The sequence below is a fragment of the Lysinibacillus sp. JK80 genome (assembly GCF_027557635.1).
GTDB classification, from domain to species: Bacteria; Bacillota; Bacilli; order Bacillales_A; family Planococcaceae; genus Lysinibacillus; species Lysinibacillus capsici.
This window is the reverse complement of record NZ_CP058997.1, coordinates 1,600,587-1,618,983: the sequence shown is the minus strand read 5'-3', so window position 1 is coordinate 1,618,983 and position 18,397 is coordinate 1,600,587. Positions and strand designations below refer to the sequence as shown.

Annotated in this window: 19 protein-coding genes; all 19 read left to right on the top strand. The window is 39.5% G+C overall.

Going from position 1 to position 18,397, the window contains the following annotated elements:
• The first annotated feature begins 332 nt into the window (after positions 1-332).
• The 19 genes from HXV90_RS08565 to HXV90_RS08475 all read left to right on the top strand — a co-directional run bounded on the left by HXV90_RS08565 (position 333) and on the right by HXV90_RS08475 (position 18,380).
• Complete coding sequence (locus HXV90_RS08565) at positions 333-1,058, top strand: zinc-ribbon domain-containing protein (protein WP_269898810.1); 726 nt, start codon at positions 333-335, stop codon at positions 1,056-1,058.
• Between the two features lie 441 nt (positions 1,059-1,499).
• Complete coding sequence (locus HXV90_RS08560; protein ID WP_269898809.1) at positions 1,500-2,648, top strand: thiolase family protein; 1,149 nt, start codon at positions 1,500-1,502, stop codon at positions 2,646-2,648.
• A 15-nt stretch (positions 2,649-2,663) separates the two neighbouring features.
• A complete protein-coding gene (locus tag HXV90_RS08555) occupies positions 2,664-3,431 on the top strand; it encodes a 3-hydroxyacyl-CoA dehydrogenase (protein ID WP_048389823.1) in 768 nt (255 codons plus the stop codon).
• 70 nt (positions 3,432-3,501) lie between these two features.
• On the top strand, positions 3,502-5,127 hold the full coding sequence (locus tag HXV90_RS08550) for a long-chain fatty acid--CoA ligase (protein WP_269898808.1): 1,626 nt from the start codon (positions 3,502-3,504) through the stop codon (positions 5,125-5,127).
• Positions 5,128-5,252: 125 nt separating this feature from the next.
• Positions 5,253-5,483, top strand: coding sequence for a hypothetical protein (locus HXV90_RS08545; RefSeq protein ID WP_048389827.1), 231 nt, complete (start codon positions 5,253-5,255; stop codon positions 5,481-5,483).
• 84 nt (positions 5,484-5,567) lie between these two features.
• The gene (locus HXV90_RS08540) at positions 5,568-6,341 is read left to right on the top strand and encodes a CheR family methyltransferase (RefSeq protein ID WP_269898807.1); all 774 of its coding nucleotides are present in this window, start codon (positions 5,568-5,570) and stop codon (positions 6,339-6,341) included.
• A gap of 281 nt (positions 6,342-6,622) precedes the next feature.
• Positions 6,623-7,804: a chorismate synthase gene (aroC, locus tag HXV90_RS08535; RefSeq protein WP_004232644.1), complete on the top strand. Its 1,182-nt coding sequence runs from the start codon at positions 6,623-6,625 to the stop codon at positions 7,802-7,804.
• Between the two features lie 3 nt (positions 7,805-7,807).
• On the top strand, positions 7,808-8,899 hold the full coding sequence (aroB, locus tag HXV90_RS08530) for a 3-dehydroquinate synthase (RefSeq protein ID WP_269898806.1): 1,092 nt from the start codon (positions 7,808-7,810) through the stop codon (positions 8,897-8,899).
• Positions 8,896-9,264 carry a chorismate mutase gene (aroH, locus tag HXV90_RS08525; protein ID WP_004232646.1) on the top strand — a complete coding sequence of 123 codons (369 nt, stop codon included), beginning with the start codon at positions 8,896-8,898 and terminating at the stop codon, positions 9,262-9,264. The genes aroB and aroH overlap by 4 nt, the downstream gene beginning before the upstream one ends.
• 18 nt (positions 9,265-9,282) lie before the next feature.
• Entirely contained in the window at positions 9,283-10,383 is a 1,101-nt protein-coding gene (gene hisC / locus HXV90_RS08520; protein ID WP_066037622.1) for a histidinol-phosphate transaminase, read from the top strand.
• Positions 10,380-11,477, top strand: coding sequence for a prephenate dehydrogenase (locus HXV90_RS08515; RefSeq protein ID WP_066037623.1), 1,098 nt, complete (start codon positions 10,380-10,382; stop codon positions 11,475-11,477). The genes hisC and HXV90_RS08515 overlap by 4 nt, the downstream gene beginning before the upstream one ends.
• A 59-nt stretch (positions 11,478-11,536) precedes the next feature.
• Positions 11,537-12,823, top strand: coding sequence for a 3-phosphoshikimate 1-carboxyvinyltransferase (aroA, locus tag HXV90_RS08510; protein ID WP_112117664.1), 1,287 nt, complete (start codon positions 11,537-11,539; stop codon positions 12,821-12,823).
• A 96-nt stretch (positions 12,824-12,919) separates the two neighbouring features.
• Positions 12,920-14,188, top strand: coding sequence for a tetratricopeptide repeat protein (locus HXV90_RS08505; RefSeq protein WP_004232654.1), 1,269 nt, complete (start codon positions 12,920-12,922; stop codon positions 14,186-14,188).
• A 14-nt stretch (positions 14,189-14,202) separates the two neighbouring features.
• Positions 14,203-14,760: a ReoY family proteolytic degradation factor gene (locus HXV90_RS08500; RefSeq protein ID WP_048389838.1), complete on the top strand. Its 558-nt coding sequence runs from the start codon at positions 14,203-14,205 to the stop codon at positions 14,758-14,760.
• Between the two features lie 141 nt (positions 14,761-14,901).
• Positions 14,902-15,351 (top strand): DUF2487 family protein, encoded by a 450-nt coding sequence (locus tag HXV90_RS08495; protein WP_048389840.1) that lies wholly within the window; start codon positions 14,902-14,904, stop codon positions 15,349-15,351.
• A 154-nt stretch (positions 15,352-15,505) separates the two neighbouring features.
• Positions 15,506-16,012 carry a QcrA and Rieske domain-containing protein gene (locus HXV90_RS08490; protein WP_004232660.1) on the top strand — a complete coding sequence of 169 codons (507 nt, stop codon included), beginning with the start codon at positions 15,506-15,508 and terminating at the stop codon, positions 16,010-16,012.
• Between the two features lie 19 nt (positions 16,013-16,031).
• The gene (qcrB, locus tag HXV90_RS08485; protein WP_004232663.1) at positions 16,032-16,706 is read left to right on the top strand and encodes a menaquinol-cytochrome c reductase cytochrome b subunit; all 675 of its coding nucleotides are present in this window, start codon (positions 16,032-16,034) and stop codon (positions 16,704-16,706) included.
• Positions 16,707-16,747: 41 nt separating this feature from the next.
• A complete protein-coding gene (locus HXV90_RS08480; RefSeq protein WP_004232669.1) occupies positions 16,748-17,515 on the top strand; it encodes a menaquinol-cytochrome c reductase cytochrome b/c subunit in 768 nt (255 codons plus the stop codon).
• Between the two features lie 268 nt (positions 17,516-17,783).
• Entirely contained in the window at positions 17,784-18,380 is a 597-nt protein-coding gene (locus HXV90_RS08475) for a lipoprotein heptaprenylglyceryl N-acetyltransferase LhaT (RefSeq protein ID WP_269898805.1), read from the top strand.
• Positions 18,381-18,397 lie beyond the last annotated feature (17 nt).

Here is an 18,397-nt window from a genome sequence, read left to right as displayed (position 1 = left end):
TGAAGAGGCAAATTATTTCAGGGAATTGAATTCACGTATATTTTAATTTCTATATCATGCAAAATCGTTTATAAATGAATACAAATAAATCATCAAACCGGGGAATATTGAAACAATTGAACAAAGTATGCCAAGAGTTTTGAAACAGAGAATATAATGTATTTGCTGTTAGAAGAGCAAGTATTGCAGTAATTTCTAAAGCACTAGGACGTTCAGACTTGGCCGTAAAAATATAGTATTTGGGTATGTTGGTAGAAGAATGTAAAAAATAAGAACTGTAAGATACTCTACTATGGTATTATATTAGTACTATTATATTATGAGGTGATTAGTTGTTTTGTAATCAATGTGGACGTGAAAATCCCGAGGATAGTAAGTTTTGTTCGGGGTGTGGAGGTTCTTTAGTTACTGATACTGGAACAAAGGAAGATGAAAAAAATATTTCTGAAAAAAAGGGTTCAAAAAAGAAATTAATTATCAGCACTATTTTAGGATTATTATTAGTAATTGGTGGCATAGGAGCCTTTTTTGTTTATCAGAAAAAACAAGAAGAAAAAAGAGTTCAAGAGTATGTTGAAGAAATGGCGATTAACTCTTTTAACATGAATTTAGAAGTCTTAGAAAATGCGATTGTTATCTCTATGTACTCAGAAACATGGAGTGATGCGATTGATAATGGTAACGATTTTAATGTTGAATTAGCCAATTTAAAAGATGCATATAAAGAGAAAGGCATATTGCAAGAATTAACAGATACTCAAACCGAAATCCAACATAGCATGAAGTATCTACAAGACGTTCCAGAAGGTTATGAAGAGGTATACGGAGTTTTAAAAGAAATGTATGGAGTATATGTTGAATTTGCTGATCAAGCTCAGTCACCAACAGGTTCACTATTATCTTTTAACAGCAAAACAAATGATTTATATTCTAAATTTAATAGTCTATTTGAAGAATATTTAATCACAATGCCAGCAGATGTAAAAGAAGAATATGAAACATATGTTGATAAAAATAAGAACAAAGAGGAGGAAGAGACAGAAGATACAGAAAACTAGCATTGACCTGTTGCCTTAAGGTGACCATGTATAGGAGCGCTTTCTGTAGCAAAAAGAAAAAATATTTAAATAAATAATATAGAAGGATAAGACGAGATTTATCGTAAATATTTGCGGAAGTTTTATATGTTTTGGATTCTAAGAAGGTAAAAGCATAGTACCTCTTGCTTCTGCAGAGCGCGAATCGGTTTATTCTTCGGTGAAGATTTAGTTTAATTTCGAATAGATCAAGCAATCTCATTTTTTGAGATTGCTTTTTTATTGCGCAAAAAAGGGGAGGGATCATTCCGACGAATAATCTCTTACTAGAAACATATAGAATTGTTAAAAACTTCTTAGTCATGTACAATAAATAATGTAATATTCTGATAATTAAGTGAGGAATAGTTGAGTAGACTCGTCAATAAACTAAGAGGATGACGAGGAAAAGGGGTTATGGACATGAGAGAAGTGGTGATTGTAGCAGCTGTGAGAACTGCTATAGGAAGAAGTAAGGGCGCATTAAGTCAAGTTCGAGCAGATGATTTAGCAGCTGATGTATTACAGGAGGTTGTAAAGCGTGCAGGCATTGGTAAGGAACAAGTAGACGATGTCATTTTGGGGTGTGTGACGCAAACAGCTGAACAAGGGGCAAATATTGCGAGGACCTCTTTATTAATGGCTGGATTCCCCGATAGTGTGCCAGGTGTAACCATTGATCGTCAGTGTGGTTCAAGCCAACAAGCCGTGCACTTCGCAGCACAGGCAATTTTAGCCGGGGATATGGACATTGTCATTGCTGGTGGGGTAGAAAGTATGTCAAGAGTACCAATGGGCTCAAACATGCAACATGCCCATGCTAGTAACCGCTTACAGGAAAATTATGATATTATCCATCAAGGATTATCAGCAGAGAAAATCGCTTCCCAATGGTCTTTATCGAAAGAACAGCTAAATAGCTATGCTTATCAAAGTCATCAACGGGCGATTTCCGCCATTAGAGCGGGTCATTTCCAAGATGAAATACTACCCATTCAAGTTCCACAAGAGGATGGCTCAGTGACAACATTTGCCGTAGATGAGGGTCCTCGTGCAGAAACTACCGTTGACATTTTAAATGGATTAAAAACCGTCTTTCAAGAGAATGGCGCGATTACTGCGGGCAATGCGAGCCAAATGAGTGATGGGGCCTCAGCTGTAGTCGTAATGGCATTGGATAAAGCGAGAGAACTAGGCATTCAACCACTCGCTAAAATTGTGACAAGAGTGGTCGTGGGCTCTGATCCGACATTAATGCTGACAGGGCCAATCGAAGCTACTAGAAAAGCATTAGAACGGTCAGGGCTCAACATTGAGGATATCGACACATATGAGGTAAATGAAGCCTTTGCACCTGTGCCGCTCGTATGGCTGCATGAAATAGGAGGAGACCCACAGAAGCTCAATCCTGATGGTGGAGCCATTGCACTGGGACATCCATTAGGGGCAACAGGTACGAAATTGTTAACGACCATGCTCTATCGAATGGAGCGAGAGAATTATCGTTACGGCTTGTTGGCGATTTGTGAGGGAATGGGAATGGCCAATGCCACGATCATTGAAAAAATGTAAAAGGGGATATGTCTGATGAAGGAACATGAAGTGGTGGCAGTCGTAACAGGGGGTGCCTCTGGTTTAGGAGAGGCAACCGTTCGGAAATTAATAGGACAGGGTGGCAAAGCAATTATTTTTGATGTCAATGATGAGCGTGGACAAGCTCTAGTGGAAGAATTAGGTCAAAATGTCCTTTATGCACGAGTAGACGTCACAAAGGAAGAGGAGGTGGCGACTGGCCTTGAGCAGGCTATTGCAGCTTTTGGCAAGATCAATGTTGCAGTGAACTGTGCTGGCATTGCAGATGCGAGTAAAGTTATTTCGAAGCGTGGTATACACGCCCTTGCGTTATTTGAAAAAGTGATTGCTGTTAATTTAGTTGGCACGTTTAATGTCATCCGTCTAGTGGCAGAAAAAATGCAACATAATGAGCCAAATGAGGATGGACAGCGTGGCGTCATTATTAATACCGCGTCTGTGGCTGCATTTGATGGGCAAATCGGACAAGCTGCTTATAGCGCGTCAAAAGGTGGCGTAGCAGCCATGACGTTGCCAATTGCAAGAGAGCTTGCGGAAATCGGTGTCCGAGTGATGACCATAGCGCCAGGATTAATTGAAACACCAATGTTTGCTTCGTTACCTGAGCCTGCACGAACAGCTCTTGCTCAAATGACACCATTCCCTAAACGACTTGGTAAACCTTCGGAATATGCTCTTTTGGTTGAAAGTATTATCCACAATGGCTTGTTAAATGGAGAGGTCATTCGACTAGATGGTGCCATTCGCATGCAACCGAGGTAACGGCAAAATCTAGTTCAAATAGTTTTTGTTTTGATTGTTTCTAAAATCGTAGATGAAGGGAAGCGGTATCATGCATATGATGGATACACCTTTATTATTAACAAGTTTTTTGAATCGTGCAGAACGATTTTTTCACTCAAAGAAAATCTATTCTCGAACAAGTGCCACTACTATTCACGAATTTACGTATAAAGAATATGTCAAGCGGACTCGCCGATTAGCCGATGCTTTGACGAAACTAGGGATGGATCGTGGAATGAAGGTGGGCACATTTGCTTGGAATCACCATCGCCATTTGGAAGCCTATTTTGCTGTACCATGTGCAGGAGCAGTATTGCATATGATTAATATTCGATTATCCCCTGAGCATATTGCCTATGTCATCAATCATGCCGAGGATGAAATATTATTAATAGATGATAATCTGGTGCCACTAATTGCACCGATCGTCTCTCAGCTGAAAACGGTAAAGCATTATATCATTATGGGTGATGCTGTTGCAGTAGAAACTTTACCGATTCCAAATGCTCTTTCCTATGAATCGTTACTTGCGGAGGCAGATGAACATTTCACATTCCCAGAAGATTTAGATGAAAATACACCCGCAGGCATGTGCTATACCAGTGCAACGACGGGCATGCCAAAGGGAGTAGTCTATACACATCGCAGTATTGTACTTCATAGTTTAACAGCTGGTCTCGCTGACAGTATTGCAATTTGTGAGTCGGATGTGGTGTTACCTGTTGTGCCAATGTTCCATGCGAATGCATGGGGATTACCATTTGCCAGTGTCGCATTTGGTTCTACACAGGTCTTACCGGGACCTATGTTTACACCACAGCTATTGCTAGAATTATTTGATGTATATAAAGTTACATTGACAGCAGGTGTACCGACCATATGGCTGGGCGTTCTACAGGAGCAGCGTCAAAATCCTCGTGACCTATCGTCTATGCGATTAATTGTTTGTGGAGGTTCTGCTTCACCAATTGGTCTTGTCCGAGGCTTTGAGCAAGAACTTAATATCCCGTACATGACAGGTTACGGTATGACGGAAACCTCACCTCTTGTAAGCCTATCCACGTATTTAACACATATGGAGGACTATACGGCTGATGAAAAAATGAATGTTCGGATTACACAAGGTATGACGATGCCACTTATTGATACAAGGATTGTCAATGAAAATGGTGAAGTGCCTTGGGATGGCAAAACGATGGGAGAGCTTACGATTAGAGGACCATGGATTGCTAATGAGTATTATCAGGATGAACGAACGGAAGAGGCCTTTAAAGACGGGTGGCTCTATACAGGCGATATTGCTGTGATGACAACAGATGGCTATATAAAAATTACCGACCGTACAAAGGATTTAATTAAGAGTGGTGGCGAATGGATTTCTTCAGTAGAGCTTGAAAATGCATTAATGTCCCATCCAAAGGTCTTTGAGGCAGCTGTTATTGCCATTCCACATGAAAAGTGGTTGGAGCGACCATTAGCTTGTGTCGTAGCAAAGCCAGAGTTTAAGGGTTCGATTACAAAAGAAGAGTTACTAGAGAGTCTACAGCACCAATTCCATAAATCATGGGTTCCTGATGATATTGTCTTCATTGACGAGGTACCAAAAACGTCTGTAGGTAAATTCTTAAAGGCTAAATTACGAGAAGATTTAAAAGCGTACCGCATACAAGTCTAACGATAATGGATAGAATGAGGGTGGTGAAAAACTACCTTCATTTTTTATTGGAATAAATTCCTGAAAAATGAAACTATTTTTTCCATTTTGCCGTATAATCAAAATAACGAAAGGAAGTGAACGGATTGTCAATTGCCATTGTAGCGATAATTGGAGGCGTCATTATTTCTCTAGCTGGAATTTTTACAGACGCTCGTACGAGACAACAAAAAATAAAACTGAAGGCTGTTGAAAAAGAAGTAGAATTAGAAAAGCTTAGGTTAGAAACTTATACGATTGAAACAGAAAAAATGAGACTTGAATTAGAACAGTCGAAAGTATTACTTTTAGAGGAAAAACAAAACGTAAGAAAGTAGATTTGCATACATGAGAAAGACTATTTCAGGATTGGGACTTTTCCGCTATAATGGTAATACGACGCTAGAGGGGAAGATGACCATATGTCTGATTATGAACAGTTTATAGAAGGTATTAAGCGCAAAACAGGAATAGATTTAGCGTTATATAAAGAAGCGCAAATGAAAAGACGATTAACCTCTCTTTATGAGAAAAAGGGCTATCGTAATTTTGTAGACTTTCTAAAGGCACTCGAACAAGATCGTGATTTAATGAATGAATTCTTAGATCGTATGACGATCAATGTTTCTGAATTTTATCGCAATGGAAAGCGCTGGGAAGTATTACAAAAGAAAATATTTCCGAAACTTTTACAAACTAATAAGCGTTTAAAAATTTGGAGTGCGGCTTGTTCGACAGGAGAAGAACCATATTCTTTAGTAATGGTATTATCTCAATTGGTGCCTTTATCTCAAATTCAAATTATTGCCACTGATTTAGATGAGAATGTGATACAAAAGGCGAAGTTAGGTGTCTACCCTGAACGCTCTTTAGTCGAGGTCCCAAGTGATATTAAAGCAAAGTATTTTGAACAAGAAGGCTCCTTCTATCGCGTGAAGGATGAGATTAAGCGTTGTGTAACCTTTAAGAAACATAATTTATTGAATGACTCTTATGACGGCAATTATGATTTAATTGTTTGTCGCAATGTCATGATTTATTTTACAGAAGAAGCGAAAGATCAAATTTATAATAATTTTAGTAAAGCACTGCGCAAGGATGGCGTTTTATTTGTTGGATCGACAGAGCAAATTTTTAATCCAGCACGTTATGAATTTGATGTAGAAGACACGTTCTTCTATCGCAAAAATAATTAATAATATGGATGAAAAGCTTTGTACAAATAACACAATTGTACATAAAGTTGACCAAGCATTAAACATAGATAATTCATACGCTTTTCGCTTATCATAAGCAAAGGCGTATTTTTTATAAAATTTAGCTAGGTGTTTTTTATAACTTTCATTCAGAATATTCACATTTAGATCTATGAAAATGGTAACTACTTAAAAGACATTCGTAAAAGGACTGTTTTTTTAAAGAATATATGTTATAGTGAAAAATACATACTTTAGCGAGTTGAAGGGAGAAAGTGTTTATGCGTTACTTAACAGCAGGTGAGTCTCACGGACCTCAATTAACGACAATTATTGAGGGTTTACCGTCACTCTTACCCATTACAGCAGAAAAAATTAATCATGATTTAAAACGTCGCCAAGGAGGTCATGGACGTGGGCGCCGCATGCAAATCGAAACAGATACAGTGGAGATTGTAGCTGGTGTTCGTCATGGTCAGACACTTGGATCTCCTGTTGCACTCGTTGTCACAAATGATGACTGGAAGCACTGGACTAAAATTATGGGTGCAGAGCCACTAGCTGATGATATCAATCCTGAAGATATCAAGCGTCAAATCTCACGTCCTCGTCCAGGTCATGCAGATTTAGTTGGAGGCATGAAATATGGTCACCGTGATTTAAGGAATGTATTAGAGCGCTCCTCTGCGCGTGAAACAACTGTACGAGTAGCAGTTGGGTCTGTGGCAAAGGCGTTACTTAATGAACTAGGCATTTCCATTGTTGCACATGTTACAGAGATAGTGGGAATTAAAGCCGATACTTCTTTAATAGAAGGAAAAACAACAGAAGAAATTCGTGCAATTGTCGAAGCGGATCCTTGCTACTGTGTAGATCCAATCGCCTCTGCGAAAATGGTTGAGGCAATTGATGAAGCGAAAAAGGCCGGCGATTCGATCGGTGGTGTTGTAGAAGTCATTGTAGAAGGCATGCCAGCAGGTGTAGGTTCTTATGTACATTATGATCGTAAGCTGGATGCAAAGCTTGCTGCTGCTATGTTATCTATTAATGCATTTAAAGGAGTAGAGTTTGGACTTGGCTTTGAAATGGCACGTCGAAAAGGTTCTGAAGTACACGATGAAATCATCTGGTCTGAAGAAGAAGGTTATACTCGTGCAACCAATCGACTTGGTGGCTTAGAAGGCGGTATGTCAACAGGTATGCCAATTGTTGTACGTGGTGTGATGAAGCCAATTCCTACTTTATATAAACCATTACAAAGTGTAGATATTGAAACAAAAGAGCCGTTTAAAGCGAGTGTTGAGCGCTCTGATAGCTGTGCAGTACCAGCAGCGTCTGTAGTTGCAGAACATGTTATTGCCTGGGAAATAGCGAATGCAATTTTAGAGCAATTCCATAGTGATCAACTACCACAATTACAAGCTCAAATTGACGAGCATCGTCAATATACAAAGGGGTTCTAAGTTATGCGTGTACCAGTAGCAACAAAATCGCATCAATATGAAGTTGTTCTTGGGCATCAATTTCTAACTGAAGCTGTGGAGGCATTTGCTGATAAACTTCAAAAAGCGGATAAGCTCTTTGTGTTTACTGATGTCAATGTTTGGGCAGCACAGGGAGAGTACTTCAAAGCAAATTTCCCGTACCACTTTGAGGTCTTTATTTTGCCAGGTGGAGAAGCGTGCAAAACCTTTGATCAATACAATGCTGCTCAAACATTTTTATTAGAGCAAAAATGCTCCAGAAAATCCTTCATTTTTGCTTTTGGAGGAGGAGCAGTTGGCGATTTAACAGGTTTTGTTGCGGCAACTTATATGCGTGGGATTCCGTTTATTCAAATTCCAACGACTATTCTAGCGCATGATTCCGCAGTTGGTGGAAAAACTGCCATTAATCATCCACTAGGAAAAAATATGATTGGCGCATTTTATCAGCCAGAAGGCGTGATATATGATACAGCTCTTTTAGAAAGTTTATCAGAGCGTGAGGTACGTTCGGGAACAGCAGAGTTAATTAAGCATGCCATGATTTCTGACCCGAACTGGCTGGAGGAATTAATGACAGGAGATTCGGTGATCCATTTTAATCAAAATGAACTAGCAAAGCAACTAAAAAAAGGAATTGAAGTGAAAGCACAAATTGTTGCTGAGGACGAAACAGAGCAATCCGTTCGAAAGTTTTTAAACCTAGGCCATACATATGGACATGCCATTGAGGCAGCTGCGGGTTATGGCAAAGTGGCTCATGGTGAGGCGGTTATGATTGGACTCGTCTATTGTCTTCTATTGAGTGAACGATATGGAGAAATTGATCGAACGTTCACCCAATCCTTTTTACAGTTTGCGATAAAAAACGGCTATCCTTTTAAGGCTGTGAGTGATTATTCATTTGAACAATTATCTAGCTACCTAATGAAAGATAAAAAAGCGGAATATGGCATTTTACAATTTGTTCTTTTGGATAAAGTTGGAAAGCCTTTTGTCAAAGCTATTGATTTAGAAGAATGCCAAGAAATAGATGCTGAATATAGACAGTTATTAGCGGAGGTGCTTGTATGATTCGTGGACTTAGAGGAGCAATAACAATTGAATCTGACAAGCCAGAGCTTGTATGGGATGAGACAGCAAGATTAGTGCGTGAGGTTGTGGCAGCAAATAATGTGGACATTGATGATATCGCATCGATCCTCATTTCAACAACGCCAGATATTACCTCAGCATTTCCTGCTCGTGCAGTACGCTTGATGGATGGCTGGCAATATGTCCCTGTTATGTGTACACATGAGATGGATGTGCCAGAAGCGTTACCATTATGTATTCGTGTATTAATACATGCAAACGTAGAGGTTGCCCAAAAAGATGTAAAGCACTTGTATCTCAATGATGCAGTGAAATTAAGACCAGATTTGGCCCAGGCTAAATAAGTAGAGGAGATGTTTTAGATGAAGTGGAAACAACAATTGGACGGTATGCAAGCATATAAGCCAGGTAAACCAATTGAAGAAGTACAACGTGAATATGGCTTAAAGGAAGTTATTAAATTGGCATCGAATGAAAATCCATTCGGGTGCTCACCTAAGGTAACAGCTTATTTACAAAATAATGCAGTGAATCATGCACTTTATCCAGATGGCTATGCCCAAAACCTACGTACTGCTGTGGCAAATCATCTAGGTGTGAAAGAAACACAGCTTCTTTTTGGTAACGGCTCTGATGACATCATTGCTATTATTACTCGTGCTCTGTTGTATCCAGGGGTAAACACGGTTATGGCCGACCCTTCCTTCTCTCAATACTGGCACAATGCTGAAATTGAAGGTGCTGAAGTACGTAAAGTGCCTTGTCAAGATGGAGCACATGATCTAGAGGCAATGTTGGCTGCAATTGATGACCAAACTTCTATTGTTTGGGTATGTAGTCCAAATAATCCTACAGGAGTTGTCATTCCTGATGCTGCATTGCGTGCCTTTCTTGCAAAGGTTCCAAGCGATGTCCTTGTCGTGCTTGATGAGGCATACATTGAATATGTTACACATCCAGACCACAAGGATACGTTACCAATCATTAATGAGTATCCGAATGTGCTTTTACTGCGTACATTCTCTAAAGCATATGGCTTAGCTTCGTTCCGCGTAGGCTATGCTATTGGCCAACCTGATGTTATTGCTAAGCTTGATCCTGTGCGTGCACCATTCAATAATACAATCTTAAGTCAAGCTGTTGCTGCCATTGCCCTCAGTGACCAAGATTATATTGAAGCCTGCCGTGAAGCCAATGAAAAAGGTAAAAAACAATATGTAGAATTTTGTGAAAAGCATAATTTAAAATACTTTCCATCTGATACAAACTTTATTTTCTTTGATACCCATGCTGATAGTGATGTTGTTTTCCAAGAGCTGATGAAAAGAGGCTTTATCGTCCGCAGTGGTAATGCATTAGGCTTACCAGGATTTATCCGTGTGACAATTGGAACAGAGGCTCAAAATGCAGCATTGCTTAGCCAACTTGATGAAGTGTTAAAACAACAAGGGGTATTTGCATGACACGCAAAGTACTCGTTATAGGGCTAGGATTGATCGGAGGTTCTATTGCCCTTGCTTTGCAAAAAGCACCGGAAACAAAAATTATTGGCTACGACATGGACGCACAAACACGCGAGCATGCGAAAACATTAAATATTGTGCATGAGATTGTCGCAGATCCACTGGCTGTTGCGGCTGAGGTTGATGTTATTATCTTCGGTACGCCCGTTAATGCAACACTGGATTGGATGGAGCAATTAAAATCATGGCCCTTGAAAAATAAAGTCATCGTAACAGATACAGGAAGTACAAAAAAATTAATTATGCAAAAAGCAAGCGAATTACGAGAACTTGGCATAACGTTTATTGGTGGACATCCAATGGCGGGGTCTCATAAAAGTGGTGTGCTGGCTGCTAAGGCGCATCTTTTTGAAAACGCATATTACATGCTTACGCCACTTGCTGGGGAAGAAATTGTTCATATGGCACAGCTTGAAAGTTTGCTGAAATTTACCCATGCAAAAGTAGTCAGTGTATCTGCCAGTGAGCATGATCACATGACAGCGGTGGTGAGTCATTTTCCGCATGTTATTGCGGCCTCACTTGTTCATCAATTAGGCGGCGAAAATGGGGAGTACCCAATGACACGTTCTCTTGCAGCAGGAGGGTTTCGTGATGTGACACGAATCGCCTCTTCCAATCCCATCTTATGGCGAGATATTACGCTGCAAAATCGCGAGGAACTCCTCACGCAATTAGAGGGCTGGGAAAAAGAAATGACACGCATTAAGGAACTGCTGATGGAGGGTTCTTCACAGGCTATTGAAAACTATTTTGCAGTTGCCAAAGAACTGAGAGATGAATTACCGATTAGTGCAGGGGCTATGTATACACCATTCGATCTATATGTTGATGTTCCTGACTATCCAGGTGTTATTTCTGAAGTGACGGGCTTTTTAGCAGATGAAGCAATTAGTATTACGAATCTTCGCATCGTTGAATCACGAGAAGATGTTTTCGGTATTCTAGTCATTAGCTTCCAAAGTGAAAATGATCGCGAACGTGCTGCAGCCTGTATTCAAAAACGAGCAAATTTCGAAACGTATATTTCTTAGCATAAGAAAGCGTCGGCATTTCGGCGCTTTCTATCTTCATATTGGAGGGAATAAAGTTCATGAGTGAAAAAGTATTGCAATACAACAAGCCTTCTTTACAGGGCTCTTTAACTGTTCCAGGCGATAAGTCTGTATCTCATCGCTCTGTGATGTTTGGCGCCATTGCTAGTGGAACAACGACAGTAGAGGGTTTTTTACTAGGTGAAGATTGTTTAAGTACAATTGATTGCTTCCAGAAACTTGGCGTTCAGATTGAGGTGGAAGGGACAAATGTAACCATTCATAGCCCAGGGATGGATGGCTGGCAGGAGCCGACAGAAGTGTTATATACGGGTAACTCTGGTACAACAACACGCTTAATGCTAGGCATTTTAGCTGGTTCTACTGTTCACTCTGTCATGACAGGAGATGCATCCATTGGAAAACGACCAATGCGCCGTGTTATAGATCCACTGCGTCAGATGGGTGCACAAATTACAGGGCGTGCAGACGGGCAATATACACCGCTAGCCATTCAAGGTACAAAATTACAAGCCATTGATTACAAGATGCCTGTAGCAAGTGCACAGGTGAAATCTGCTATTTTACTAGCGGGCTTGCGTGCTGAAGGAACAACTATTGTTAGAGAAATGGATGTTTCGAGAGATCATACAGAGCGAATGCTGCGTCAATTTGGTGCACATGTAGAAGTAGATAATGGCGTAGTATCGATTGAAGGAGGACAAGCTCTCAATGGGACGCATGTTTCTGTGCCAGGAGATATATCATCGGCTGCCTTTTTCTTAGTGGCAGGAGCCATTTGCAAAAATAGTCAGCTAACACTAAATAATGTGGGCATTAATCCAACACGTGATGGCATTATAGAGGTGCTGCAAAAAATGGGCGCCACGATGACGGTAACGCCGAATGATGATAATCAAGCTGAACCGACAGCAACAATCCAAATCGCGACATCTTCTTTAACTGGTACAATAATTGAGGGAGACATTATTCCTCGTTTAATTGACGAAATTCCAATTCTTGCATTACTCGCTACGCAAGCACATGGTCAAACGATCATTAAAGATGCCGAGGAGCTAAAGGTGAAGGAGACTGACCGTATCACGGCTGTTGTGACTGAATTGAAGAAACTTGGAGCCCAAATCGAAGCAACAGAAGATGGTATGATTATTGAGGGACCAACGTCTTTAAAAGGAGCAAACCTTCAAACATATGGCGATCATCGAATCGGCATGATGGGTGCAGTTGCAGCTTTAATAACAGACGGAGCTGTTACACTAGATGATGCACAATGTATTGCTGTATCCTACCCATCGTTCTTTGAGCATATTGAGGCAGTGAAGTAACAATTAAAGAGAGGCTCTCCAAGCTTTTGGGGAGTTTTTTCTTGTTTCAGAGGTAAATGTTTTGTAGCATAAAGGTATCAACGAAAGAATAGGTGAATGACTGTGAACAATGCGATGACTGAAATGATGCAAGCACTTGAACAAGGGGATTTAGCATTAATAGATCAGCTACTAGAATCATTTTTAATGAAGGAGCTACCCGAGGAGATCTATGCACTTGCTGAGATTTTTATGCAGTATGGGTACATGAAGGAAGCTGACCGTGTGCTGGAGCATTTACAATTTTTATTCCCAGAAGAAGCACAGTTAAAAATAGATCGTGCCAATGTCCTAATGGAGCTTGGTAATGAAGATGAAGCATTAGATTTATTATTAGAAATTGAAGAAACCTCCCCAGAATATCCACAAGCGTTATTGGTTTTAGCTGATTATTATCAAATGCAAGGGTTATTTGAGGTTGCAGAAAAGCGTATAAATGAAGCATTAGCGATTTTACCAGACGAGCCATTATTACATTTTGCGAAAGCAGAACTTTTATTTGAAACAGGTCGTTTTTTAGAGGCAGCAAGACTGTACGAGGACTTATATGAGCAGCAAAATGAATTTGCTGGTATTCAACTTGTCGAACGACTAGCGGAGGTTTATCGCGCAGGTGCAGCCTATGAGACGGCATTTGATTATTATGTCAAAGCCCTTGAAGATGAAGTAAAGCCCGATATTTTATTTGGAGCTGCTTATTCAGCCTTCCAGTCACAAAAATACGAGATGGCTATTAAACAACTAGAGGAATTGAAAGAATTAGATCCTGATTACTTCTCAGCCTATTTATTGCTTGCGGAAAGTTATGCAATGACAGAGGATAATCAAAAAGCTTATGCTGCCATTCAAGAGGGGTTAAAGCGTGATGAATATGATAAATCACTTTATTTATTCGCTGGTAAAATGGCATTGAAAAATGGTTTGCCAGAAGAAGCTGAGCAACATCTGAGAGAAGCTATAGCGCTCGATCCTGAGTATATGGAAGCGGTACTGGCACTTATTTCAGTGTTTGGACAACAGGAGCGCCATGAGGATGTAATCGAGTTATTTGAGACATTACAGCAAAATGATTTTGAATGGAGCACTTTATATCCTTTTGCGGCAGAGGCATATGAAAATTTAGAATTGTACGACCGTGCATACGAATTTTACCGTTTGGCATATAATGATTTTAAGGAAGACGCAACATTTTTAGAAAAATATGTTTACTTCTTATTAGAAGAAGGAAAGCGTTCAGAGGCAAAAGAGGTTCTTGGACAATTAATCAACATTCAACCGGGTGAACCAGAGTGGCAGGAGAAGTTAGAAACCTTAGAATTTGAGTAAAGGAGGGAGTGGGTATGACTGCTTCTGTATCAGTTGTTGATAAAAAAGCATTTGTTCGATGGTTTTTAAAAAATTATCAATTGAAACGTCGTGAATGTGTATGGATTTTAAATTACCTATTAAGTAATGATGACTTGTTAAAAAGAATCCGTTTTGTGGAAGAAGCTCACTATTGTCCTAGGGCAATGGTGATGTCAACAGTAGACTCAACTGGTGTGCCTTTTCGTTTCTATAAAGGCAATGTGATGACGGCAGATGCTGAGAAGTCTTTCCATGATTTACGCTTACATGAACAAGAAGATATGTATATACAATTGAATTTTCCTAATATACCACCAAGTGCACAATACTTAGCAGTTCTTGAAGAAAACCCTTATATGCCAGAAACACTGCTCGTCAGTGAAAAAGATCGTGTACTGGCAGAAGAGCTGCTTTCCAATAGCTTACTCGTATTCCAAGAAGAGAAATTACTTGCACAAATTGATGAAGCCCTCGACCAGGGAGATGAAGTGCGATTTTATGAATTGTCTAATTTGTTACAAGCATTGAAGGAAACGGCTAATTTACGTTAATTATAGGTAAAAATTGAATGTCCTTTATCCATTTCAATATGGTAACATTACTAGTGAATGATTGTTTTCACTTTTAATTGGGTATCCTATTGAAGAGTGGAAAAGGACATTTTTATTTTGCGATAAAAGGAGGTTTGTTGAATGTATTTTAATGCAAACGATGTAACATCGTTTATGGCACAAAAAGATTTTATTGATACCGCGGTTGTTCCACTTGTATCCATTGATCTCTCTTCTGAAAAAATGAAACAAAGTGGTGCCGAGGTAGATTTTGTCATGTCTTTAACTTCTTTTATAGAGCAGCAGTTTAAAGGTCGACTACTAGTCATGCCACCATTTTCTTATATGACAACTTTAAAAAACGATGATTTACCACAGCAATTAGAAGCACAATTACATAATGCTGGATTTAAGCATGTGTTCTTCATTACTTGTGACCATTATTGGACAAAGAGTGGAGAGATAGTCAATATGATTTGGTTACCAGCGATTCCTTTAGAAAGTATGGATGCCAGTGTGAAAAAATCCATTCTAGAAGATCAATTGCGACAAGTGATTCCAATGCTTTCGACTAAATGGGCACAGATTTAACAATTAGTTTCAATAAATGTTCACATTCTCCAGCTTTCCACAGAATGCTATATTGACCAAGCTATGGACTTGATATATCATATATATGTCCTAGTATTACTATTTGTAAAAGTATGTCCGTTGGACTGACCTTTAAGTTAGAGGGGGGAAAATAATGAGTAATAATCGAGTTTCACGTCGTCAATTTCTAAGTTATACTCTTACTGGTGTAGGTGGATTTATGGCGGCAGGTATGCTAATGCCAATGCTTCGCTTTGCAATTGATCCTGTGCTACAAAAGCATGAGGGTGGGGATTTTGTAAAAACAGAGCATAAAATCGCTGACTTGACTGAAGAGCCTGTAAAAGTGGACTTTTCATATGAACAAGTGGATGCATGGTATAAATCACAGGTTACAGATGTAGCTTGGGTTTATAAAAGTGGCGATCAAATCATTGCCCTTTCACCTGTTTGTAAGCATTTAGGATGTATGGTTGACTGGAATGGAGATTCTGCACACCCAGGTCAATTCTTCTGTCCATGCCACGCAGGACGTTATGAGAAAAACGGGAAAAACATTGCAGGTACACCGCCTCTAGGTCCGTTGGATGAATTTGAAGTACAAGAACAAGATGGCTATTTAATGATTGGTCCAGCTAAAGCAAATTCTCTAGTTAAATAAGTAAGGGGGTACGACAACAGTGCTAAATAAAATTTATGATTGGGTCGATGAACGCCTAGATATTACACCGATTTGGCGTGATATTGCCGACCACGAAGTGCCAGAGCACGTTAACCCTGCACATCATTTTTCAGCATTCGTTTACTGCTTTGGTGGATTAACATTCTTCATCACAGTAATTCAAATTCTATCTGGTATGTTCCTAACAATGTACTATGTACCAGACGTTGTGAATGCCTGGAAATCAGTTTATTATTTACAAAACGAAGTAGCATTTGGTGAAATCGTACGCGGTATGCACCACTGGGGAGCTTCATTAGTTATCGTAATGATGTTCTTACATACACTTCGTGTATTCTTCACAGGTTCTTATAAAAAACCTCGTGAGTTAAACTGGATGGTTGGTGTAGGTATTTTTGGTGTAATGATGGGTCTTGGATTTACAGGATACTTATTACCATGGGATATGAAAGCATTATTCGCTACTAAAGTAGGTATCGAAATTGCAGCATCAGTACCGTTTATCGGTGGGATGATTAAAGTATTATTAGCGGGTGACACAACGATTCTTGGTGCTCAAACGTTAACTCGATTCTTTGCGATTCATGTATTCTTCTTACCTGCAGTATTGTTTGGGTTACTTGCAGCGCACTTTATCATGATTCGTCGTCAAGGAATTTCAGGACCGTTGTAATTGTCTTGACGGTTCGATGATCTTTAAAAGGAGGGGACACTATGCATCGCGGAAAAGGAATGAAATTTGTCGGCGATTCTCGTATTAAAGCGAATCACAGAATGCCGAACGTTCCAAAGGATTATTCCGAATATCCAGGTAAGACGGAAGCTTTCTGGCCAAACTTCTTACTGAAGGAATGGATGGTAGGTGCTGTATTTTTAATTGGATACTTATTATTAACTGTCGCTCACCCGTCACCACTTGAAGGGCCGGCAGATCCAACTAGAGCATATACACCACTACCGGACTGGTACTTCTTATTTATGTATCAACTTTTAAAATACTCATTTGCTTCTGGTCCATACAATGTAATCGGAGCTATTGTAATTCCAGGTCTTGCATTTGGAGCGCTATTATTAATGCCATTTTTAGACAAGGGTCCAGAACGTCGTCCATCTAAACGTCCATTGCCAACAGCGTTTATGTTATTAACTTTAGCTGCTATGTTCTACCTAACTTGGGAGTCAGTTGTTAACCACGACTGGGAAGCTCAAAAAGCTATGGGTGCAATCGTAGAAACAGTTGAATTCGATAAAGAATCAGAAGGTTATAAACTATACGCTGGTTCAGCTTGTATTACATGTCACGGTGAAGGCTTAGAAGGTGGAGCTGGTGCACCATCTCTAATGAACACTGGATTAACAGCTGATGAGATTAAGGACATTGCTCATAATGGTCGCGGAAACATGCCACCAGGATTATGGACAGGTTCAGATGAAGATCTTCAAAAACTTGCTGAATTCATCGAAAGCTTAAAAGCAGAGTAATAGTAAAAGAGTCAGGAAACTGGCTCTTTTTTTTCTACCTTGTTATACTATTGGGACTGGAAGCCATACAAAAAGGTTCCCTTGTATAAAGGATTTTAGCGAAAGATGTCGAAAAAACATTTATTCTTGAAACAAGTAAGCGAATTAAAACAATAAAATAACACATATTGATGGTGAGATACAATTGAATTGAAAGGTAGAGTAAAGCTCTAGAATTTCAGAACTATACATAAATAATGGATTGTTTTTATCGGAAGGAGTTAACATCGTGCAACTAACAAAAGCAAATATTTGGTACCTTCTGACCCATAAATCATTCTTGATAGTGCTGCTAATTATTAATCTACTAGGTACAATTTATGGCTATTATTGGTATGGGTGGCAGCTTGCCATCACAGAGCCTATTTTTTATATTTTTGTTCCAGATAGCCCGACAGCCAGTTTATTCTTTTGTTTTGTGTTAATTGCTTGGATTATGGGGAAAAGCTGGCCACTGATGGAAGTACTTGCCCTTGTTACGTTGGTGAAATATGGCTTATGGGCAGATGTGATGAATATTTGGACATTAATTGAAACAGGTTCTATTGGCTGGCAGGGATGGATGCTAGTTGGTTCACATTTTGCCATGGCTGTACAAGCTGTACTATATATGAAGAAATATGTCTTCACTTATTGGCATGTTGTGATAGCAGCTGTTTGGACACTGCATAATGATGTCATTGACTATGTATTTGGGCAAATGCCGATGTATCGGGATTTAGCCAATTACACAAGCTATATAGGTTACTTTACATTCTGGTTATCAATTGCATGTATTTTACTTGCCATTTTCACAATTAGGTGGCGCAAATATTTGCCGAATTAGGGTATAAATTATAGAAT